Genomic DNA, 20,601 nt, shown 5'->3' with positions numbered 1-20,601 from the left:
TAACGATATCTAGTTGAGACAGTCCATTGACTAAGCGATCATGAACTGCGGCATTCTTTGTATCTTGCGAATACCGTTTCCATTCATGACTTGGTTCAAGCGCTTTAAAATCTTCTAATTGTTCAAGGCCAAGCCACTTTTTAAGTGTTACAAATGCGATTCCAAAGTCCTTGGTGAACGCCCTCATGCTTTTGCCTGAGTGTTTGAACTGATAAAGAGTGTCTAGCTTTTGTTCAAGACTATACGAACGTCCTTGTTTTTCCATACAAAAATCCCCTTAGAAATAGATAGACGATTTATTATTTCGTCTGTCTACTCTAAGGGGACAATAACAAGGTGTCACACTTGCTGGCTTTTTTAATTCCAGTACTAGAATGGTCATCACAATTGCAAGAACCGCGTCCGTAAATGCAGCCAATCTATCTTTATCCATAAATACCTCCTACATGGGTTGCCTTAAACTGTACTTTAAGGTGTATTGTGCGTTTGTAAATGACCAGCAAAACCGTTTGCTAGAAAGGAAACTCAAACTATATTATGAATCAACAATCCATTATTCTCTATTTCACTAGTTCCGGTACCACCCGTCAAGCGGCAAACAATATTGCGCAGTTGACCGGTGCGAAAGCATTCGCCGTCCAGTCAACACCACCGTATCCCCAAGGGTACGATGCCGTTGTTGAAGTTGGCAAACATGAACTGGATGCTCAAATCCATCCCCAACTAGATTTAACTACTCTTCCAGATATTACATCTTTTAAGAACATTTTTATCGGCTTTCCAACATGGTGGCAACAACCACCAATGATTATCCATTCTTTATTTGATCAGTTGGATTTTAAAAATAAAACTATCATTCCCTTTACTACAAGCATGAGTACGCCTATCACCGACTCAATGCCATATTTGCAAAAAATGGCTGCATCCTTTAGTGGCATCACCGTCGTTGATGGTATTCGCTACACAAATGACAAGGCACTTAGAGACTATCTAAAACAACACGAATTACTTTAATTAACACTAATCGTTCTTTCAAACGGAGGTAAGACAATGAACTTATTAATTTTGGCCGCAAATGGACAGATTGCCAGAATCATTGAGCATCGTATTTTGACTGAGCCAACCTTTAAAGATATCAATCTGACACTTGGCTTGCGCAATGTCAGTCGTTTAAACACTTTATCAAATAATCCGCGAGTTCGGCTAATTGAAGTTAATCTTGATGATACTGATGAAGTGAAAAGCGCCATGGCTAATCAGGACATGGTGTTCTCTGCCGTTGTTGACCACGATAAAACCAATCGACCCACAAAGAACATTATCGCTGCTGCCAAAGAAACGGGCACGAAACGAATTATTTCGACCAGTCTATTAGGCCTGTACAACGAAGTTCCCGGTGAGTTTGGCCAGTGGAATCAACAAATGGTTGCCGGCGGTTTAGCCGCAGCCATTAACGCTGACAAACTGCTATCAGAATCAGGTATTATTTACACAACGCTTCGTTTGCCTTGGCTAAACGACCGCGATGAGGTTAATTATCACATTACAACGCGTCATGAACCTTATGTCGGTGTTTCTGGCTCGCGCCAAAGCATCGCTGATGTCGTGTTGAAAATTGTTGCCGATCCCACCTTTGCAGCAAATGACAGCATTGGAATTGCTGATCCAGCCACTCAAGGTGAAAATCGGCCCGTTTACTAAAATAAACAGCAAATGAAAATACGGATTGGTTAGCTCTCAAAACGAGGCTACCCAATCCGTATTTTTGTATTCACACTCTATATATTAATGCGTTGCTACATACTCATCCAATTCTTTCAGGTAAAGTGCCTTTTGTTCCTTGCTAATCCATGAGCTTTCAAACGAATTCTTTGCCAATTGAACGACCTGTTCCTTCGTTAAATCAAATTTGCTGGCAATTGCATAATAGTTATCGGCAATATATCCACCAAAATAAGCAGGATCATCTGAGTGAATTGAAACTTTGACGCCCTTTGCCAGTAACTCGAGTACTTCTTTACCCTTCATTTCAGGGGAAATAAAGGCATTGGACAGTGGACAAGAAGTAAGCCCAATCTGATTTTTACTAACAAAATCTACGAGGTCAGGATCTTCAACAATATTTGTCCCGTGATCTAATCGCTCAACACCAATAATCTCTAATGCCTGTCGAATATGCTCGATAGAATCCTTTTGGTCAATATCCGCGTGAGCAGTTAAATGTAGACCAGCAGCAGCCGCATCAGCGAACTGACGTGCAAACTTAAGAGGTGGATTGTTGTGTTCGTCAGAATCCAATCCGACACCCACCAACTGATCCTTGTACGGCAATGCTTCAATCAAAGTCTGTCGAGCAGATTCACTAGTAAAGTCACGCAGGAAACACATGATCAGTGCTGCATCAATATTCAGTGCCCGAGCATCAACGATTGCGCGATGCAGTCCGTGAAGCACTGTTTCAAACGCAATCCCACGACTTGTATGCGCCTGTGGGTCGAAGAACATTTCCACATGCCGAACGTTATTAGCAGCGGCTCGTTGCAAGTATGCAAAAGCTAAGTCATAGAAGTCCTGTTCTTTTTGTAAAACATCCATTGCTGGATAATACACGGCCAAAAACGAGGCCAAGTCATCGTAATCATATGTCTTTTGAACTTCTTCGACGTTCTGTTGACCGATATCGATATGATTTCTTTGTGCCAATTTCAACTTCAAATCTGGTTCCAGTGTTCCTTCAATATGTACATGTAGTTCCGCTTTGGGTAAACCACTAGTAAATTCACGGGTAATTGGCATCGCTTGAAATCCTCCTAATATTGTTCGTGTATTACGGTTAAAAACATCATATCACATTTTTTGAATGTGTAAATACAGCAAAACACGAAATATGATATTGATTTAGTTTGTGATGTATGGAATACTTTTGTCACATTCAAAATACATTAAAACAATTTGAAGGAGTATATCGCCCTGCTAGGATTAAGCAATCAGCACAGTCTCGTTGAATCGACATTTCTAGAGCGTACATTCCATCTTTCGGAGCAAGGTACAACAATTCGGCGTGAGTTATTGGCAGGTCTTACGACTTTTGTATCAATGGCCTATATTCTGTTTGTTAACCCAACTATTCTCGGTGCTTCTGGAATGAATAAAGGAGCCGTTTTCACTGCAACTGCCTTATCTGCTATTATTGGCTGTTTACTAATGGCCTTTTTAGCGAACTATCCAATTGCTATTGCACCTGGACTAGGCGATAATGCATTTTTCACCTATTCTGTTGTTCTCGGAATGGGTATTTCTTGGGAAAAAGCAATGACCGGTGTCGTAGTCGCCGCCATTTTATTTACCATCCTGTCGTTTCTGAAAATTCGTGAAATTGTTATTGATGCCATTCCCCGTGACCTAAAGTTAGCAATGGCCGCAGGGATTGGTATTTTTATTGCCTTCGTTGGTCTACAAGGCGGCGGTCTCGTAGTGGCAAATAAATCCTCACTCGTAGCCATTGGCGCACTCAACGTACCGACAACATGGCTCACAATTTTCGGTATTCTCGTTATTGGTATGTTGATGGCACGCAAAATTCCCGGAGCCATCTTCATCGGTCTAGTATCAACTACTGTCGTTGGTCTAATAACCGGACTAATCAAGGCCCCTTCCAAAATCATCTCTTTGGCACCAAGTCTCGGGCCCACATTTGGTGCTGGCCTCAAACATTTTCCATCCCTAGTTGATCCACAAATGTGGGCCGTCGTTCTAATTTTCCTGCTCGTCGCATTCTTTGATACGGCAGGCACTTTAATCGGTCTCGCACAACAGGCTGGCATTATGAAAGACAATAAAATGCCGCGAATTGGCCGCGCACTTATGGCTGATTCACTCTCCATGCTGGCAGGATCTGTAATGGGCACAACGCCGACCTCTGCCTACGTTGAATCATCGGCTGGTATCGCTGTCGGTGGTCGAACCGGATTAACAGCTTTAACGACCGGATTATTATTCGTATTGAGTATGTTGTTTTCACCACTGCTGACTGTTGTCACCAGTCAAGTAACCGCACCTGCATTAATTATTGTCGGTGTTTTAATGGTCTCAGCATTACGGGACATTCAGTGGCAACGGTTTGAAATTGCACTGCCTGCTTTCTTAGTCGTTATTGGGATGCCACTTACTTACAATATTTCTTACGGAATCGCGTTTGGTTTTTTAACTTATCCAATCATGATGACTGTTGCTGGCAAACGAAAAGAAGTGAACGGCATCATGTGGGCATTATTATTTATTTTCGTCATATTACTGTATGTCCTCAATTTAATGCCAAAGTCCTAAACAGAATTTGAACAGACTTTTGAAACTCACGATTCTAAACAAAGAAAGTGAAGGTAATCTAAAGTGACTACTGTTAAAGAATTAAGCGAGTATATTGATGCCGGCGTAGCTAAGACACCTGCTAGCATGGTTATTGAACATGGCACCTTGGTCAACGTCAATACTGGCGAATACTACCAAACTGATGTCGCTATCTATAAAGAACGCATTGTCGCCGTAGATACAGATATTTCTGATTACATTGATGAGAATACGAAACACATCGATGCAACCGGTAAGTATCTGGTACCAGGTTTGATTGACGGTCATATTCATGTGGAATGTAGCAAACTCAGCATGACTCGTTTCGCGGAAGCGGTTGTCCCTCATGGCACTACTAGCATTGTTTCAGGTTTGGATGAGTATATTTCCGTACTAGGACTTAATGACCTGCAGGAAATCTTCAATGAAATTAAACCGTTACCGCTAAAACTATTTTGGGGACTACCTTACAAAACGCCTTATACCATTCCCAAATCCACCATCGCCTATAACGTATCAGCCGCTGATCATGAAGAATATCAGGCATTGGATCAATGCTACGGAGTCTGGGAAACCGTTCGTGAGGCCGTGCAAATAAAGGATTCTGATACACTTCAAGCAATCAGTTCGGCACAACAATATCACAAACCAATTTTTGGATGCTCGCCAATGGCCCGTGGTAAAGAGCTAAACCAATTTCTTATGAGCGGTGTCACCATTGATCACGAAAGCTATAGCCACGCAGAATTTTTGGAAAAGGCTCGGAAGGGTGTTCATGTTGTTATTAGAGAATCTTCCGTAACTAAATTCCTCGCTGAAAATATTCGGGCGATTACAGAAGGTGCAGCCGGCGTTGCACGTCATACCAGTTTTTGTACGGACGATGTTAATGCTAGCGATATTTTGAATCATGGTCATCTAGACCACATGGTTCGGTTAGCCATTAAAGCCGGTGTATCCCCAATGACGGCAATTCAAATGGCCACGTTAAATGGTGCAGAAGCCTACCACATTGATAATCAGGTTGGTTCAATCGCCCCTGGCAAAGATGCAGATATTCTTTTAGTTGATCAACCCAGCCAATTTAATATTGAAACTGTCATTAGCAAAGGGCAACTCGTTTATGACACTCAGAAAACCGTCTTACCATTTGTTCCACCAGTGCGCACCCAAAAGATTCTAAACACTGTCAAACATGTTGAAATGACCGCCAGTGAATTTGATTATCATGCTGACATTTCGGATGGACCCGTCACAGTCCGTACAATTCACAGCGTTGGCCCATTTGTCAGAAAACAAAAAGATATCGAATTGACGGCTCATAATGGCATCATTTTGCCAAGCATAGAAAAAGATGCTGTTTCCGTATCTGTCATTGAACGCTATGGTATTAACCAAAATCACGCTCACGGTTTCATTTCAGGTTGGTCAATCAAGCATGGTGCGATTGCGACAACAAGTGCTCCTGACGATAATAATATGGTTGTGGCAGGCGTTAATACAGCAGATATGGCGTTAGCCACAAATACATTGCTAAAATGTGGTGGCGGTCAAGTAGTTGTTATGGATGGTAAGGTTTTATCACTGCTGAAATTGCCAATTGCTGGCATTACAACTGACCTAACACCTGTCGAATTAGCTACCAAGGAAAATGAACTCAAACAGAAATCAATTTTACTTGGCTGCCAGTTACCGGATCCGCTATTCTATTTATCCTTCTTACCGATTACGGCAATTCCCGACTTGGCAATTACAGACGGTGGGAACGTCGACTACACAAAATTAACTTATTTTGACCCAGTCGTTGGCCATTAATTATCCTGATAAAATACATTGAAAAGGAATGAAATCTTTTAACCGATTTCATTCCTTTTTCTTTATGAGCTAACTTATGTGATAATAATTTAACCATGAAATCCCCTCTGTTATCGACATGCGCCCATTAGGTGCTACCCAGTTTCACCAAATCATGCGACACTTTGCTCATTAAGAAAGGAGCGACTTATGGAATTAGCCACTGCATTAAAAGCTGCTCGCCAACGAGCCAATTTATCACAGCAGGCCGTTGCCGATGAGCTTCATATTTCACGTCAATCCATTTCGAAATGGGAAACTGGCAAAACGTTGCCGGATATCGAAAATCTAATTCGGTTAAGTACGCTTTTCGATTTGTCTTTGGACGATTTAATTAAGGGAGATACCACTATGATGACAAAAATTTCGCATGATTCTAAAGTGTTCACAATATTAAAAATCGTGTTAGCAACGCTTGTCCTGACCATTGTGTTTGCGTTAACGATTGCTTTCACACTTGTCCAGCTAGTCCCAGGCACCGTTCACCCAATTCTAGTGTATGTGCCGATTTTGTTCAGCCTAATCGTACCGGTTGGTGCGCTCCTGTACATGCTCATCAACATTCGTAAACAGCCTAGTCGTGGAATGAAAATAGCACTTGTTCTAGCTCTAGCAGGTGTACTCTGCGTATTTACTTTGCGGATTCTGGCCACCTTTTTTCAATTACCATATTTAACAGATATCATTTAAGTTTCGCTGAACCTTCATTTGATAATCTGGTCTATAATTACCGTAATTGAAACTAACATCGTAATCGTTATCAAACGAAGGAGACGCGTGCTTATGAAAAAGTTGCTATTCATCCTCAGTTTAGGTTTTAACGTTTTATTGGTCTTTCAAATGAACTTAGCGCACCAACGGCTTGAAGCATTCCGGCAACAACAAGCCGAGACTGACAGACGAAACGGATTGTCAAACTCGCAAACAAAGGATGGCGAGTAACATGCACGTTTCAGACGATATGATTCGACCTGAATTACAGCGATTTGGCCGCATTGCCCGTCGAGCTGTGCCTTATTTGACGCCGACTAAAATCCACGTTATCAATGCCCTTGCAGGTGCACAACGCGGCATTGGTCGCAAATCACTCAATTATGAACAACACTTTATCGATCGTCCAGATGGTAGCCAACTACGACTCTGTGTGTATACATCGTTGAACCGACCACACAATGTGCCCGGCATCCTCTATTTGCATGGCGGTGGTTACGTTATGGAGCGGCCCGAAACAGAGGCGTTTGCCATTCAACGGTTTATCAATGCTACAAACGCAGTCGTTGTTGCACCGGATTATCGCTTAGCAAGTGAGGCACCTTATCCGGCTGCTCTAAATGATGCCTACCTTGCCTTAAAATGGCTTCAACAGCACGGTGCTGAGTATAGTATGCGTGACGATCAAATTATGGTCGCTGGGGCCAGCGCCGGTGGTGGCCTGACTGCTGCATTGACATTGTATAACCGCGATCATGGTGATGTTGGTATCGCCTTTCAAGTGCCGCTGTACCCCATGCTGGATGACCGCATGTTGACGGAATCGTCGCAAAACAACGATGCGCCCGTTTGGAATACATTGTCTAACAAGCTGGCATGGCAGATGTACTTGGCCAATCAGTTTTCGCCAAATGAAGTCCCAATCTATGCTGCACCCAGTCGGGCAACTGATTTCCACGGTCTGCCAGCTACGTGCACGTTCATCGGCGATGTTGAACCATTTTATGATGAGACAATGCAGTACATGCAGAAACTTAAGGATAGCGGTGTCCCAACCTTTAGTAAGGTCATGAAAGGCTGCTTCCACGGTTTTGATATGATTTGTCCAAACTCAGCAGCAGCCCAAGAAGCGGTTCATTTCTTAACTGAAACACTGCAATACGCCACAACCCACTTTTTTCAAAAACAACCTGAATAGAAAACGAGTAAACCTCGTGCAATGACTGTCGTTTCGAACAGCGTTGCACGAGGTTTACTCGTTTAATGACGATTTAATTTATTACGCTGGTTCATTCATTGGCGCTTCATCAATAACGGGCGCGTTTTGAACCCAGTCATGCGGACGACAATTAACAATCCAGTTCACACCATATTCATCGGTGAACTCGCCGCGTTTGCCGCCAAAATAAGCGTTCGTATATGGTTCCGTCACACGTACTCGACCAGAGTTGGCCACGTGTTCGAAGAATTTTTGAGCCTTAACAACGTCCGCGTTATCATCTGCGTTAAATTCCAGTAAAATCGCAATGTTTGTCGCATGTTGTGGCTGGTTCATGAAGTCGTCAGCACATAAGATTTCTGAGCCCATGACTTCAAAGCCACCATGCATCGTTGAGTTATTTAAATCAGTATCAATTAAATCTAAATCCCGCGCTGCGTTCTTTGTTACCGGAATGCGGAATAGATGGTCTGCGCCAAAAACTTCATGGTAATAGGCCATCGCTTCTTTAGCGTTGGGGAAGTGGATATATGGATGTAGTGAAGATGCGATAATCGGTCCCCCATTTCAAATGTAAGGACAGTATAGTGAACAATTCCGCCGCTGTCAATTTGACAAAACGATTATTTATGTTACACACCAAGGTCAACAACATTAAATAAGTATGCTAAAGTGAATATATATAAACCATTATAAACGTTGATTTATCAAGTGATAACAGCGATTCATACCACTTTTAAATAGCTTTTAAGTCACGAAACTTAGGAGACGATTTGATGAAAGTACTTGGTATCTTGGGCGCACATAGACAGCATGGTGTGACCGCCAAGTTGCTCGCCACAACTTTGGCCGCGGTACCCGATTCTACTGAAACGGAAACAATTTATTTGGAGGACTATGATATTCACCCAGATATTAAGGGCCAGCCAAATCCTGTTTTAGACGAGCTCACCGAAAAGCTATTGGCCAGTGACGTCTGGGTGTTTGCCGCGCCAACCTTTTGGGGCGGTCTATCCGGTGTGACGAAAAACTTTTTGGACTGTTTACGTTGGCGTTTAGTGCGCATCGATCACGTTGGTGATGCACATCCCGACCGTTTTAAGAACAAACATTATCTGTCCATTACAGACTGTTACATTAGTCCCATTAACAACTTCTTCACGGGCATTACAGACGAAACATTCAAACAAATCGATCGCGTCATGACAGCTGCTGGCGTGATTAAGATTCACGAAATCGTCTGCCCTAACACGTTTAAAAACGGTGACCACATTCCAGAAAGCAAACTGCAACTTTGCCGCAAATGGGGCGCTAAGCTCCCACAAAAATCGAAACGAGATGATAATACAATGAAACGTTACGTTGAACTTTTCTGTATGATTGCCGTGATGTCCTTAATTACGATGGGCATTCAGCGCGCTCTCAGCGGTGTCCTGACGCAAACCAACTTCTGGATCAATTGGGTGACGTTTGTCGTGATATTCTTCATATTATTGGCCGTTATCTTACATACAGTGACTTTTCTCGTTCATCGTCGCCGATAATCCCATTATCAGACCTACTTTGCCTGCTTAACTTTCACATCAACGCCTGCCATAAAGATATCGAGCCCGTAATCAAACGCGTCATCTGGGTTCGCCATATCAATCGGTGACAGTAATTGTTCAGGAAGATTAGCAGGCATTTTTTGATCGGGAACCCGCGCAAAATATTGTTCATCAGAAACGTATGACAAGACAAAGTTATTACCCATATTCCCGACCATCGTCAGGTGGCTCTCATCGACACCCATGTCACGAAATTGGCTGAGGGCAAGTTCAATTAATCGAGACCGGAACGGTGTAAATGGAAAAGTGATTTCGAAAATCCGTGGCGAATCCTGAATTCGTTTCAGCTCTTCACGCATGATATGTGCAAGTACATAAAAGTCAGCGTCATCGATTTTTTGAAGACGTTCGTAAACCCGCTCTGAAACGAGCTCTGAGATGAGCACCATCAAGTCATTTTTATTTTTTATGTGAAAATACAATGACGCAGCCTTAACGTCCAATTTTTTCGCCAGTGTTCGCATGGATAAAGCATCTAATCCATCTTCATTTAAAAGCTCTATCGTCGCCTGTTGAATGGTTGGTCTATCTAATTTCATCATTGTCCTCCAAACCTAACATTGTTAGTTCTTCAAATATAACATGGACCAATCAATTAGGACAGTTGCGACATAAATATTCAAATTCTCGCTTGACAAACATTCTAACGGTGTTAGAATTCATATTATCGTCTAACGCTGTTAGACTGTTTTAAATATCACAAATGGAGGTCATCCTTATGTACATTTTATTATCCACAATTGTTGTCACTGTCGGTGTCTGCTTAACGGCAATCATTCTCAAAGGAATGGACATTGGCACGCGCACCACTAGCCCAAAGAAATATGATGAACACTAATTTTTTTGTCATTAATCTAACACCGTTAGTTTAAAGGAGAATACCCATGTCACTTTTATCAATTACGCACATTAAGAAATCTTATTCAACTGTTGATGGACAAACATTGCCTGTTTTAAAAGACATCACAGCCTCGTTTGATACCGGAGAGTTTGTCTCAATAGTCGGAGAATCTGGTGGCGGTAAATCGACCCTTATGAATATTATTGCCGGATTGGACAGCCATTTTTCAGGGGATGTCCAAGTAAATCATCAATCGTTACGCGCCATGTCAGAACACCAGCGGGATCGATATCGGCGCGAAAACATTGGCTTTATCTTCCAATCTTTTAATTTAATCAGTCATTTAACGGTACTAGAGAATGTCCTAGTTAGCCTCGAAATGACAAATCTATCCCGTAAACAACAACACGCACGTGCCGAACATTTACTCACCCAGGTTGGCTTACATGATCGCGCCAAAGTCTATCCAAACCAGCTGTCTGGCGGGCAAAAACAGCGTGTCGCAATTGCTCGCGCTCTGGCAAGTGACCCAGAAATCATTATTGCAGATGAACCTACTGGTGCACTTGATGAACAAAACACACAAGACATTTTACATTTACTGGACCAAATTTCTGCCTCTGGCAAGCTCGTCATTGCAGTCACCCACTCACAAATCGTTGCTGATCACGGTACCCGTGTTTTACACCTAGAAAATGGACAACTTGTGCACGATACCCAGTTAAAGCCTATTAATTCTCTCAAGCAAAAAACCGAAAAGCTTGCCACACATCGTTTGGGTATACGGGCAACTTTTCTAATGGCGCTCAAACATATGCAGCGGAACCTTGGCACCAATCTGCTGATCACGTTTGGTGGTGCAATCGGTATCTTCAGTGTTGTTGTGATGTTAGCTCTCGGCCGTGGCGTCAGTGGTTACATGCATCACGAAATTAGTGGCAACCTCAACCCCACCACCGTTGAAGTAACCCATAAAGTAAAAAACGGTAATTCTGCAGCTGTACAAATGACGGCTCACGACATGAAAACTTTGAGCAATCTCCCCCATGTCACCCACGTTGAAAAAGGATACTTTATGCCTAGTGTCCAGATTCAGTATCATGGGCAACAAGTGACGACTTCATACTCTCAAACATACAATAAAACTTTCCTCAGTAAAAATCTTATCAGTGGTCACAATCCAACGGGTAATAACGAAATTATCTTAAGCCGTGATGTCGCAAAGAAATATAATCGCCATCATTATCAACAATTACTTAATCACCAAGTGACTATTTATGTAAACGCGGTGGACACCCAACAAAAACCAGTTGTTCTTTCACACAACATGAAGGTTGTAGGATTCACAAAATCCAGTAATACTGCTGTCGTCAGCTGGGCAACCATTGATAACATGGCAAAAGCACAGCGTATCAAGTTGCAACCAACTTTCTTAGCTGTTACCACAGACCGTCTAAGTCATGTTAAGCCTCTCCAAAGTAAGATCAAAAAGCTTCATTACAATCTAACCGGTGTTGATGCGTATATCGATACCATTGATCGGTATGTATGCCTCGCATCTTATGTTCTAGCTGGAATTGCGGCCATTTCATTATTGGTTTCGGCTATTATGATCATTGTCGTTCTTTATATCAGCGTTGGCACCCGTACTAAAGAAATCGGTATTTTACGCGCACTTGGTGTACAAAAAGCTGATATACGATCACTATTTGTTTCAGAAGCACTAATTCTAGGTATCGTGTACAGTCTTCTTGGTTTACTTCTGGCCAAAGGTTTGTCGATTTCGATAAATAGTGCGGCACACAGCTTCATCCACTACCCAATCATGCAAGTCGCGCCAGCGTTTGCCCTATTCGCACTCGCCACTGGCATCGTCATTAGCCTAATTGCGGCATGGGCACCCGCTCATAAAGCCGCCAAACTCGATCCTGTCGAAGCGTTATCTTATGAATAATCTCCCTACTCTCCGTTTTAAAGAATTAGGAATCTTTAATTTTAGAAAGAGATTGCGTTACGCCCGCTAAATTTACCGGTGCCATAAATCGCGAATTAGTGAGAATGTCGGCAACTTTCTCAATCGAATCAGGATGTGAATCCATGACCCAAACCGTTACGATACCGACGACACTGTCAAGAACAAGTTCCTTGGCGTACTTTTCTGGAATTATCGGGTGCGAATACTTTGTTTTAACATGTTCAAGACTGTCCTCAACATACCATAAAAACATCCGTTTAAGCTGATTGGTAAACGTAATATCCCCTTGGTCACTCATCAGAGCATTGAATAATGGTCGTTCAGAATCAATGTAGGTTAATGCCGTAGTGATCATGACTTTAATTTCTGATAATGGTCGTGGCATCAACGGCTTATAACCATCAAAGATAATCTTCAAGTGGTCAATTAACGTTTCCTCATAATGGTCAATCAGGTCATTTTTATCCACATAGTGTAAATAAAATGTGCCTCTATTAATCTTTGCGCCCCGCGTAATATCCGAAATTGATAATTTAGCTAATGATTTCTGCTTAATTAATTCAATTACGGTCGCTTTAATTGTTGCCTCTGTACGGGCGATTTTGACATTATCTTTCATTTTTAGTCTAACTCCTTTAAACGAAATGAACATTTTCACTTAAATTGACGATTGATTCATCTTTGAATGCTAGTAGTATAAGCGTCGAATAAAAGATAATCAACACGTTGTTCATTTCGTTTTCATTAAAGGGGTTTTATTTATGGTCATGATTAAGGTTCAACACAGTTCAAAAATTTATGGCAGTGGTGAAACTGAAGTTCGCGCAAACGATGATATCAGTTTTGCTATTCGTTCGGGAGAACTTACGGTTATTGTCGGTGCATCCGGGGCGGGCAAATCAACTTTACTCAACATTATTGGCGGGATGGACACTAATACTAAGGGCAACATCATTATCGATGGGACCGACATTAGCCAATACTCCACAAAAAAATTAACAACCTATCGTCGAAATCAAATTGGTTTTGTCTTTCAATTTTACAACCTTGTTCCTAACTTAACTGCAATCGAAAATGTTGAGCTGGCTTCAGAAATCGCACCCAACGCATTGAATCCGGAAGATATTATGCGTGAGGTTGGGCTTGGCAACAGAATGACTAATTTCCCGGCACAGCTTTCTGGTGGTGAACAGCAACGAGTCGCGATTGCTCGGGCAATTGCGAAGAACCCTGATTTACTACTTTGCGATGAACCAACGGGTGCGCTTGATTACAAAACGGGGAAAAGCATTTTGCAATTACTTCAAAATTTCTGCCATGAAAACCACAAAAATGTCATCATCGTCACCCACAACGGTCTAATCAAACCAATGGCTGATCACGTAATCGAAATTGGTGACGGTCAAGTAAAGCAGGATACGCGTAACACTGACCCCACACCAGTTAGTGAAATTGAATGGTAGGAGGCCGAAGATATCATGAAATTGCTCAATCGTAATATTCGTCGCGAATTCAAACTATCAATGGCCCGCTTTATTTCCATTACAATTTTAATCACGCTGGGTGTGTTTATTCTTGTAGGTCTCAAAGCTACGGGGCCAGACATGAAAGTAACGGGACAACGTTACTTTTCACAGCATCACCTTGCTGACGCAGAAGTCACCTCAACCACTAATCTGACTCAGTCGGATGCTAAATATTTGCGGACACTCCCACATGTTAAAAAGGTTATCCTTGGTCAACAAGTTGATCTGCGTTTGAATGACAACGGACAACGTGTGACACGGGTTATGGCACTACCGAAAACGTTGTCCACGGTTTCCTTAACAAGTGGTCATCTACCCACAGCTGATAACACGGTCGCGTTGAGTAACAAACTAAAAAACCGTTATCACATCGGTCAGTGGATTACGCTAACGGCAAACAGCGACCGTAAGAGTTCACAATTAAAACACCGCTTGTTTAAAGTAGTTGGCTTTGTTAATTCCGCCAACTACATCAAGGAAAATGATCTCGGTAACGCTAACGTTGGTAACGGCCAACTGACTGGCTTTGCAGTCGTTGCCCACAGTGCATTTGCAACAAACAACTATCAGGTGGCACGAATTAAGTTTAATAACACTCACGGAGCCGCCTACTCAGACCGGTACGAAAAACAAACGAATCGTAACGTCAACCAATTACAAAAAGAGTTGAATCATCACGCTCGGAATCGGCGTACTCGGTTAACTAACAGCGCCCAAGAGAAAATCAATCAACAATCACAAAAACTCCAAACCTTACAACAGCAATTATCAACCCAACAAGCTGCCTTGAAGCAAACCACTCAAGACACTGCCTCGACATCACAAGCTCAGCAACAACTTCAACGTCAAGAAGCGCTATTAGCTAAAAAGGTTGCCAAACTTTCGTCAGCCAAACAGCAGCTCAGACAGATCAACAGTCTTAAGTACACTATCCAAAGCCGGAATGATTACAACACCGGCTACAACGAATATGGAGAACGCGCTAACCGGATCAGCATTCTCTCGAACACATTTCCAATTATCTTCTTTGCCATCGCAGTACTGGTATGCACGACGACAATGGGACGAATGGCTGAGGAAAAACGAATTGAAATGGGGACCTTCCGTGCACTCGGTTTCAGTAAACAAAATGTTATGAAAGAATTTGCGGTTTACGGTGTTTCGGCCGCAGTAGTCGGTTCCACGCTTGGTGCCATTCTAGGGATTATTTTGCTTCCCCACATCATATTCAGAGCATACACCGCAGGAATTAATGTCGGTACGCTCCAGCTTCATGTTCCTTGGCTATGGTTAAGTATCTCCGTCGTGATCGCACTATTATGTACGACCCTGCCTGCCTTGTGGAAAGGTTATCAGCTGCTGAAAGAAATTCCAGCTACACTGATGCTACCAAAACCACCTGCCAACGGCTCCAGAATTTTGCTGGAGCGCATCACATGGTTATGGCGTCGCTTGCCATTTTCACAAAAGGTAACGTTTAGAAATCTCTTCCGCTATAAAGAACGTATGTTGATGACGATTCTTGGTGTCTTTGGTTGCGTTATGTTACTAATTACTGGATTTGGTATTCGTGATTCTCTGCAGGATTTGGAACATATCCAGTACTCTCAGATTATTCACTACGATGCCTTAGGGGTTTATAACAGTCAGGATAGCGATCACAACGTTCATCAATATCAGCAGACGGTCACGCAAAGTAAGTCTGTCAAACGATCGATGCTGGTACATTATCAATCCATGTACGCTAAAAATAGCGCGACATTGGATAATCAAAGCATTACCATGATTGTGCCAAAGTCAACCAATCACTTTAGTAAATTCGTCACTTTACGCAATCGCCAATCCGGAAAAAAGATTACGCTCAATAACAATGGTGTAGTGATCAGTGAAAAGTTGGCCAACCTGTTCAATAAAAAAGTGGGCGATCATCTCACAATCAAAGATGCCCAGGGTCATCGCACCAGCGTTAAAATTAGCGGCATCACCGAAATGTACATTGGCCATTCGCTATATATGACATCAACTTACTATAAAAAGGTATTTAATAAGACGGCGACTGCGAATACAGAAATGATTCAGTTGCATCATCACAATGCAGCAAATGTGAACCGTTTGTCACGTAAACTCACTAAACAGTCAGCCAGCCTCAGCGTTGTTCAATCACTGACGAACAAACGCATTATTTCAGGCATTCTTGGCGGACTAAACAATGTCGTCCTAGTTATCATCATTTGTGCCTCTCTCCTCGCCTTCGTCGTTCTATATACGTTAACGAATATTAACGTGTCCGAACGCATTCGAGAACTGGCTACAATCAAAGTGCTAGGATTCTACCCTTTTGAAACAACCATGTACATCTATCGTGAAACAATCTTGTTAACGATTGCGGGAATCCTATTTGGTTTTCTCGGTGGTGATTGGCTCCATCGTTATATCATCGCCGCGTTACCGCCTGAAACCGCCATGGGTGTACCTTCCATCCTAGCCTCGAATCTTGGTGTTTCAACTTTATTAACCGTCATATTCTCGCTTATTGTTATGGGATTAATGGCACGTAAAATTAATCGTGTCGACATGTTGGGGGCACTCAAGTCCGTCGATTAAACATTATCTCTAACTAACTAATCGAACGACCAGTCGACGAATTCATTTTGTCAACTGGTCGTTTTTTACGATTCATCACCAAATACAACTTTTTCTCAAAGTATTTTATCCTATTTCGATTCACAGCTGAATCCGCGGATACATTCTCACGTTAACTCATCAATTAATTAAAATTGATAAGACAAATTAGCACAGGTGTCTCATTCTTGTGTACAGTGTTCGACAACGATGATATACTGTATCGATTGTATGAGTAATTACTCAAAAAAAGTCCGTTTATCGGCGGATTACATACTAAAATCACAGCCTGAATTATCTTTAAAAAATTAGACAACGGCACAACTCAAGGAGGCCTTAACATGCTCGCCAACCTGGCGGCACCACAAAAAAGTGCGGTGCCAATGGTGTTTGAACGCCATGAACAAAAATATGTCATGGATCAGTCCACCTATCAACAATTACTTAAAAAATTAGGCAATCAAATTCGCATGGATCAATATGGTAAACAGACGATTTCTTCCCTGTATTACGATACCGAAGATTACATGTTTGCCCGTCGTCAACTCGACAACAGTAAGTACCGTGAGAAATTACGTTTGCGTGCTTATGGCGACCCTGTTGATCATCATCAACCGGCCTTTGTGGAATTGAAGAAAAAAGTCAATGGTGTCACTTACAAACGGCGCGTTACCCTGCCTTATAATCAGGCTCACCGATATCTTGCCAGTCGCAGCGGTAGCATCAGCCGTAACGATGATATGAACGCACGCGAAATTGACCGTTTCACACACTCGCATACGTTAACACGGCAAACAGCAGTCATTTATGAGCGCACAGCGTACAGTACGGCTGACGGTCTGCGACTGACGTTTGATGAAAATATTCGTTGGCGCTCTCGTAATGTCAATCTAATTAACCACAATCAGGGCATCCCTTTACTGGCATCAGGCATGGTTGTCATGGAAATCAAACTGCCACGTGCACTGCCCTTTGAGTGGAGTCAATTATTCGCCTCCCTCAGACTTTATCCACAACCATTTTCAAAATACGGCCTGATCTATAAATACGGCATTCAGGGAGGGCAACAATGCTTATCAGTTATTTAGGACCCAAACACCACCTCGTGACGTTTGAACAGATTTTCATCACGACGCTAGTCACGTTGGTACTTGGTCTTATAATCGCCTTTGTTTATATGTACCGGAATCACTATTCCAAACACTTTATTTTCTCGATTGCGTTACTGCCGATCCTAGTCCAATCCATTATCATGATTGTTCACGGAAATCTGGGCGCCGGGATTACTGTGGCTGGGGCCTTCAGCCTGGTTCGTTTCCGATCGGCACCGGGTAATGCTCGGGAAATGGTCACCATCTTCTTTGCCATGACGATTGGTTTGGCAACAGGCCGTGGTTACCTGCTTTATGCAACTTTTTTCACCATCGTCGTCAGCTTAGCGATGTTGTTGTATACGATGCTCGACTTTGGTGCCAGCAATCAAAACGAACGGTTAATGAAAATTACCGTGCCGGAAAATCTCGATTACGAGCATGAATTCGACGCTATCTTTGACCGTTATGCAAAAGAAGTCACCCTCGATAATGTTCGAACGACTAATTTGGGGAGTCTGTTTGAACTGCAATATCGACTCGTGCTTAAGAAACCGGATCAACAAAAAGCCTTTATCGACGCCTTACGGGAACGCAACGGAAATCTCGAAATTTCCATGCGGACAGACGTCACCAGCAACAATTCACTGTAATCGTTTAGGTTAGGAATCACTGTTTCAAGAGGAAGTACCAAGGAGAACAGTTATGAAAAAAGCACTATCACGCGACTACATTGTCACGGAGGCCTACCACGTTGCTGAACAGGACAGTCTGCAAAAGCTCTCTCTACGCGGCATGGCCCGTCATTTGGGTGTGCAACCGCAAACGTTATACCATTACTTTCCAAGTCTGGATGATTTAAAGGCGGGCGTTGCCGATTACGGTCGTCAACTCGTCGAACATGAGCTCTACACTAAGCTCGTCCCTGTTTCTGGCAAGGATGCACTTAAGGTTTTCGCCATCACACTCTTTTCGTTTGCCCAGGACCACCCATCCTTCCAGGAAATGTTAACGACGGAACATCACGGCTTTCGTTCACCACTCAAACTCGAAGACGCACCCGCTGGCGCAATCGTAAATATTCTGCGCGATATTTTGACACCAATGGTTACTGACGAGCAGGAACGTGAGCGAATGATGCGGTTCTTTTTGAGTACCCTGTTTGGATACGCCAAACTGTCGTTTAACGGTTTCTTCCCACAAAGTGTTAACGCAGAAGCAGACCTGAGTGATCTTATTGATATGGTCACTCAAGTTATCCCCAATGGATCGAAATAAATCACGGAGGGTCTTGAACCATGTCTAAAAAACGCCGCCCACGCGTGGCGCTCATCAGTTTAGTTGGCCTCATTCTAGTCTTGCTGGTGGGTACGTTTACGTGGCTTCATTTTAATTCCACGCGTCAGTTACCGCTGGGTTCACGGCAAAAAGTTGAGCGTTTGCCACGTGTCAAAATCAAGGGTGCTGTCTCACAAACAGTCGATAAGAACCCCACCGTCCGTTTTTCGTTTAAAGACCGTAAAACGGGTGTTCAAGAAGACGGCTACGCCACCATGAAGTGGCAGGGTCAAAGCTCGCGCCGTTATCCGCAGAAAAACTGGAAAATTAAGTTTTATAAAGATAAGTCACTGAAACACAAACTAAAGTGGCGGGCAGCACCGGGGTGGAAAAAGCACAGCAGCTACGTGTTAAAGGCCAACTATATTGATGCCACGCAATCGCGTAACGTCGTTAACTCACAGTTATGGTCAGACATGGTTGCCACCCGTTCTGGTGCTCCAAAACAGTTAGCTGACTCACAAAATAACGGTGCCATCAGTGGCTTTCCTATTGAAATGAAAGTTAACGGTGACCGCTGGGGCCTCTATACACTTAACACGCCTAAAGATGCCAAGCTGTGGGGGCTTGATAAACATGACCCTACCAACATCGCCATCAGCAGTAATGAGTGGGATAAAGCCGACATGTTTTGGTCCGACAAGGTTCGTTACAACGCGACCGGTTGGACCCCTGATGTGCCTGATTCGTTAACTCGTCAGCAAAAACAAGACTTTGAACGGTTGGTTCACTTCGTTAATACCAGCGACACGCAAACGTTTAGACAACATGCTCCTGAATATTTAGACGTTAATTCCGTCATTGATATGTATTTGTTTGCCAACCTTATTCACGATCAGGACGGCCTTGGACGCAACCTTGAACTGCTCACTTATAACGGTCAAATCTGGCACGCCACCATGTACGACCTCGATTCCACTTGGGGTCTGTACGAAAATGGTCGCCACATTTATCCTTCTGGTGAAGCAGTTTCTCATAACTATCCGAATCACGGTGACCTCAAAACGGCAGAGGGCAATCGCCTGCTACAACAAGTGGTCCAAGCCTATCCTGAACGCGTTCAGTCGCGTTGGCGTCAGTTACGCAAATCCACACTGACACCGACTAAGGTTAATGATGAATTCACAACATTCATGACCACAGTTGGTGACCCTAATTATCAAGATAATTTCCAGCGTAATCCTGGGATTCCATCTAAAAAGATCACGAGTTTGATGCAAATTCGCAATTCAGTAAATCGTCAATTTAAGGACTGCGACGCACTTTTCAACGACTATACAGGTAACGTCAAGCGACTGAACTTCAATTACGTTGCCCCGACACCGACTGAATCCGAAAAAGCAAGTTCTCGTGCAAAGGCTAGTTCAGCGAAGGCTCAGTCTGAAAACAGCCGCAATGACGATAGTAGTGATGTCAAACTCCCATAGCTAACTCTGCCTGCATAAGGTGTAAACTATTGTTGACTGAAGT

20 protein-coding genes and 1 pseudogene are annotated in these 20,601 nt (G+C 43.0%); 15 read left to right on the top strand and 6 right to left on the bottom strand.

The genetic code is table 11. From position 1 onward, the window contains the following. Both G400_RS0107485 and G400_RS16295 read right to left on the bottom strand, forming a co-directional pair. A partial coding sequence (locus G400_RS0107485; RefSeq protein ID WP_027827217.1) for a hypothetical protein occupies positions 1–265 on the bottom strand: 265 nt, incomplete at its 3' end. 72 nt (positions 266–337) lie between these two features. Then, positions 338–433: pseudogene (locus G400_RS16295) on the bottom strand (TMEM175 family protein); the annotation flags it as partial. Positions 434–537: 104 nt separating this feature from the next. On the opposite strand from G400_RS16295, the gene G400_RS14770 reads away from it, so the two are divergent. Beyond that, the gene (locus tag G400_RS14770; protein WP_017260936.1) at positions 538–1,014 is read left to right on the top strand and encodes a flavodoxin; all 477 of its coding nucleotides are present in this window, start codon (positions 538–540) and stop codon (positions 1,012–1,014) included. Between the two features lie 36 nt (positions 1,015–1,050). Continuing rightward, complete coding sequence (locus G400_RS0107470) at positions 1,051–1,701, top strand: NAD(P)H-binding protein (RefSeq protein WP_017260935.1); 651 nt, start codon at positions 1,051–1,053, stop codon at positions 1,699–1,701. An 84-nt stretch (positions 1,702–1,785) separates the two neighbouring features. Here G400_RS0107470 and G400_RS0107465 read toward each other — a convergent pair whose 3' ends face one another. Continuing rightward, positions 1,786–2,796, bottom strand: coding sequence for an adenosine deaminase (locus G400_RS0107465; RefSeq protein ID WP_017260934.1), 1,011 nt, complete (start codon positions 2,794–2,796; stop codon positions 1,786–1,788). A gap of 174 nt (positions 2,797–2,970) precedes the next feature. Here G400_RS0107465 and G400_RS0107460 point away from each other — a divergent pair, with 174 nt between their 5' ends. From G400_RS0107460 to G400_RS0107440, 5 genes are all read left to right on the top strand, one after another. Then, positions 2,971–4,326: an NCS2 family permease gene (locus G400_RS0107460; RefSeq protein WP_042655268.1), complete on the top strand. Its 1,356-nt coding sequence runs from the start codon at positions 2,971–2,973 to the stop codon at positions 4,324–4,326. 63 nt (positions 4,327–4,389) lie between these two features. Further along, positions 4,390–6,162, top strand: a complete 1,773-nt coding sequence (locus tag G400_RS0107455; protein WP_017260932.1) for an adenine deaminase C-terminal domain-containing protein — start codon at positions 4,390–4,392, stop codon at positions 6,160–6,162. A 189-nt stretch (positions 6,163–6,351) separates the two neighbouring features. Beyond that, positions 6,352–6,891 carry a helix-turn-helix domain-containing protein gene (locus tag G400_RS15735; protein ID WP_017260931.1) on the top strand — a complete coding sequence of 180 codons (540 nt, stop codon included), beginning with the start codon at positions 6,352–6,354 and terminating at the stop codon, positions 6,889–6,891. 93 nt (positions 6,892–6,984) lie between these two features. Continuing rightward, a complete protein-coding gene (locus tag G400_RS16290) occupies positions 6,985–7,143 on the top strand; it encodes a hypothetical protein (protein ID WP_017260930.1) in 159 nt (52 codons plus the stop codon). A 1-nt stretch (position 7,144) separates the two neighbouring features. Continuing rightward, on the top strand, positions 7,145–8,110 hold the full coding sequence (locus G400_RS0107440; protein ID WP_017260929.1) for an alpha/beta hydrolase: 966 nt from the start codon (positions 7,145–7,147) through the stop codon (positions 8,108–8,110). Positions 8,111–8,191: 81 nt separating this feature from the next. Here the strand turns inward: G400_RS0107440 and G400_RS14760 are convergent, their stop codons facing one another. Continuing rightward, positions 8,192–8,632 carry a VOC family protein gene (locus G400_RS14760; protein ID WP_017260928.1) on the bottom strand — a complete coding sequence of 147 codons (441 nt, stop codon included), beginning with the start codon at positions 8,630–8,632 and terminating at the stop codon, positions 8,192–8,194. Positions 8,633–8,907: 275 nt separating this feature from the next. Here G400_RS14760 and G400_RS0107430 point away from each other — a divergent pair, with 275 nt between their 5' ends. Further along, positions 8,908–9,675, top strand: a complete 768-nt coding sequence (locus tag G400_RS0107430; protein ID WP_017260927.1) for a flavodoxin family protein — start codon at positions 8,908–8,910, stop codon at positions 9,673–9,675. A gap of 14 nt (positions 9,676–9,689) precedes the next feature. Here G400_RS0107430 and G400_RS0107425 read toward each other — a convergent pair whose 3' ends face one another. Further along, the gene (locus tag G400_RS0107425; protein ID WP_017260926.1) at positions 9,690–10,277 is read right to left on the bottom strand and encodes a TetR family transcriptional regulator; all 588 of its coding nucleotides are present in this window, start codon (positions 10,275–10,277) and stop codon (positions 9,690–9,692) included. Between the two features lie 345 nt (positions 10,278–10,622). Here G400_RS0107425 and G400_RS0107415 point away from each other — a divergent pair, with 345 nt between their 5' ends. Then, a complete protein-coding gene (locus tag G400_RS0107415) occupies positions 10,623–12,533 on the top strand; it encodes an ABC transporter ATP-binding protein/permease (protein ID WP_017260924.1) in 1,911 nt (636 codons plus the stop codon). A 25-nt stretch (positions 12,534–12,558) separates the two neighbouring features. Here the strand turns inward: G400_RS0107415 and G400_RS15730 are convergent, their stop codons facing one another. Continuing rightward, entirely contained in the window at positions 12,559–13,173 is a 615-nt protein-coding gene (locus G400_RS15730; RefSeq protein WP_017260923.1) for a TetR/AcrR family transcriptional regulator, read from the bottom strand. A 142-nt stretch (positions 13,174–13,315) separates the two neighbouring features. On the opposite strand from G400_RS15730, the gene G400_RS0107405 reads away from it, so the two are divergent. The 6 genes from G400_RS0107405 to G400_RS0107380 all read left to right on the top strand — a co-directional run bounded on the left by G400_RS0107405 (position 13,316) and on the right by G400_RS0107380 (position 20,558). Beyond that, positions 13,316–14,017, top strand: coding sequence for an ABC transporter ATP-binding protein (locus G400_RS0107405; protein WP_017260922.1), 702 nt, complete (start codon positions 13,316–13,318; stop codon positions 14,015–14,017). A gap of 15 nt (positions 14,018–14,032) precedes the next feature. Next, entirely contained in the window at positions 14,033–16,684 is a 2,652-nt protein-coding gene (locus G400_RS0107400; protein WP_017260921.1) for an ABC transporter permease, read from the top strand. A gap of 359 nt (positions 16,685–17,043) precedes the next feature. After that, positions 17,044–17,790, top strand: a complete 747-nt coding sequence (locus G400_RS0107395) for a polyphosphate polymerase domain-containing protein (RefSeq protein ID WP_017260920.1) — start codon at positions 17,044–17,046, stop codon at positions 17,788–17,790. Continuing rightward, positions 17,772–18,446, top strand: a complete 675-nt coding sequence (locus G400_RS0107390) for a DUF4956 domain-containing protein (RefSeq protein ID WP_017260919.1) — start codon at positions 17,772–17,774, stop codon at positions 18,444–18,446. Before G400_RS0107395 ends, G400_RS0107390 begins: the two co-directional genes overlap by 19 nt. A gap of 52 nt (positions 18,447–18,498) precedes the next feature. Next, positions 18,499–19,071 (top strand): TetR/AcrR family transcriptional regulator, encoded by a 573-nt coding sequence (locus G400_RS0107385; RefSeq protein WP_017260918.1) that lies wholly within the window; start codon positions 18,499–18,501, stop codon positions 19,069–19,071. Positions 19,072–19,091: 20 nt separating this feature from the next. Then, on the top strand, positions 19,092–20,558 hold the full coding sequence (locus G400_RS0107380; protein WP_017260917.1) for a CotH kinase family protein: 1,467 nt from the start codon (positions 19,092–19,094) through the stop codon (positions 20,556–20,558). The last annotated feature ends 43 nt before the right edge of the window (positions 20,559–20,601 follow it).

Origin of the sequence: Furfurilactobacillus rossiae DSM 15814, assembly GCF_000428925.1 — a bacterium.
In the GTDB taxonomy this organism is placed as follows: Bacteria; Bacillota; Bacilli; order Lactobacillales; family Lactobacillaceae; genus Furfurilactobacillus; species Furfurilactobacillus rossiae.
The sequence above is the reverse complement of the archived record's forward strand: the minus strand, read 5'-3'. Positions and strand labels throughout refer to the sequence as shown.

What these genes read in the sequence shown, in the direction of transcription:
- G400_RS0107395 (WP_017260920.1), top strand. Translation starts at nt 17,044, where the DNA reads ATGCTCGCCAACCTGGCGGCACCACAAAAAAGTGCGGTGCCAATGGTG.
- G400_RS0107380 (WP_017260917.1), top strand. Translation starts at nt 19,092, where the DNA reads ATGTCTAAAAAACGCCGCCCACGCGTGGCGCTCATCAGTTTAGTTGGC.
- G400_RS14760 (WP_017260928.1), bottom strand. Translation starts at nt 8,632, where the DNA reads ATGGCCTATTACCATGAAGTTTTTGGCGCAGACCATCTATTCCGCATT.
- G400_RS0107440 (WP_017260929.1), top strand. Translation starts at nt 7,145, where the DNA reads ATGCACGTTTCAGACGATATGATTCGACCTGAATTACAGCGATTTGGC.
- G400_RS0107405 (WP_017260922.1), top strand. Translation starts at nt 13,316, where the DNA reads ATGGTCATGATTAAGGTTCAACACAGTTCAAAAATTTATGGCAGTGGT.
- G400_RS0107430 (WP_017260927.1), top strand. Translation starts at nt 8,908, where the DNA reads ATGAAAGTACTTGGTATCTTGGGCGCACATAGACAGCATGGTGTGACC.
- G400_RS0107385 (WP_017260918.1), top strand. Translation starts at nt 18,499, where the DNA reads ATGAAAAAAGCACTATCACGCGACTACATTGTCACGGAGGCCTACCAC.
- G400_RS15735 (WP_017260931.1), top strand. Translation starts at nt 6,352, where the DNA reads ATGGAATTAGCCACTGCATTAAAAGCTGCTCGCCAACGAGCCAATTTA.
- G400_RS0107390 (WP_017260919.1), top strand. Translation starts at nt 17,772, where the DNA reads ATGCTTATCAGTTATTTAGGACCCAAACACCACCTCGTGACGTTTGAA.
- G400_RS15730 (WP_017260923.1), bottom strand. Translation starts at nt 13,173, where the DNA reads ATGAAAGATAATGTCAAAATCGCCCGTACAGAGGCAACAATTAAAGCG.
- G400_RS0107425 (WP_017260926.1), bottom strand. Translation starts at nt 10,277, where the DNA reads ATGAAATTAGATAGACCAACCATTCAACAGGCGACGATAGAGCTTTTA.
- G400_RS0107400 (WP_017260921.1), top strand. Translation starts at nt 14,033, where the DNA reads ATGAAATTGCTCAATCGTAATATTCGTCGCGAATTCAAACTATCAATG.
- G400_RS16290 (WP_017260930.1), top strand. Translation starts at nt 6,985, where the DNA reads ATGAAAAAGTTGCTATTCATCCTCAGTTTAGGTTTTAACGTTTTATTG.
- G400_RS14770 (WP_017260936.1), top strand. Translation starts at nt 538, where the DNA reads ATGAATCAACAATCCATTATTCTCTATTTCACTAGTTCCGGTACCACC.
- G400_RS0107465 (WP_017260934.1), bottom strand. Translation starts at nt 2,796, where the DNA reads ATGCCAATTACCCGTGAATTTACTAGTGGTTTACCCAAAGCGGAACTA.
- G400_RS0107470 (WP_017260935.1), top strand. Translation starts at nt 1,051, where the DNA reads ATGAACTTATTAATTTTGGCCGCAAATGGACAGATTGCCAGAATCATT.
- G400_RS0107415 (WP_017260924.1), top strand. Translation starts at nt 10,623, where the DNA reads ATGTCACTTTTATCAATTACGCACATTAAGAAATCTTATTCAACTGTT.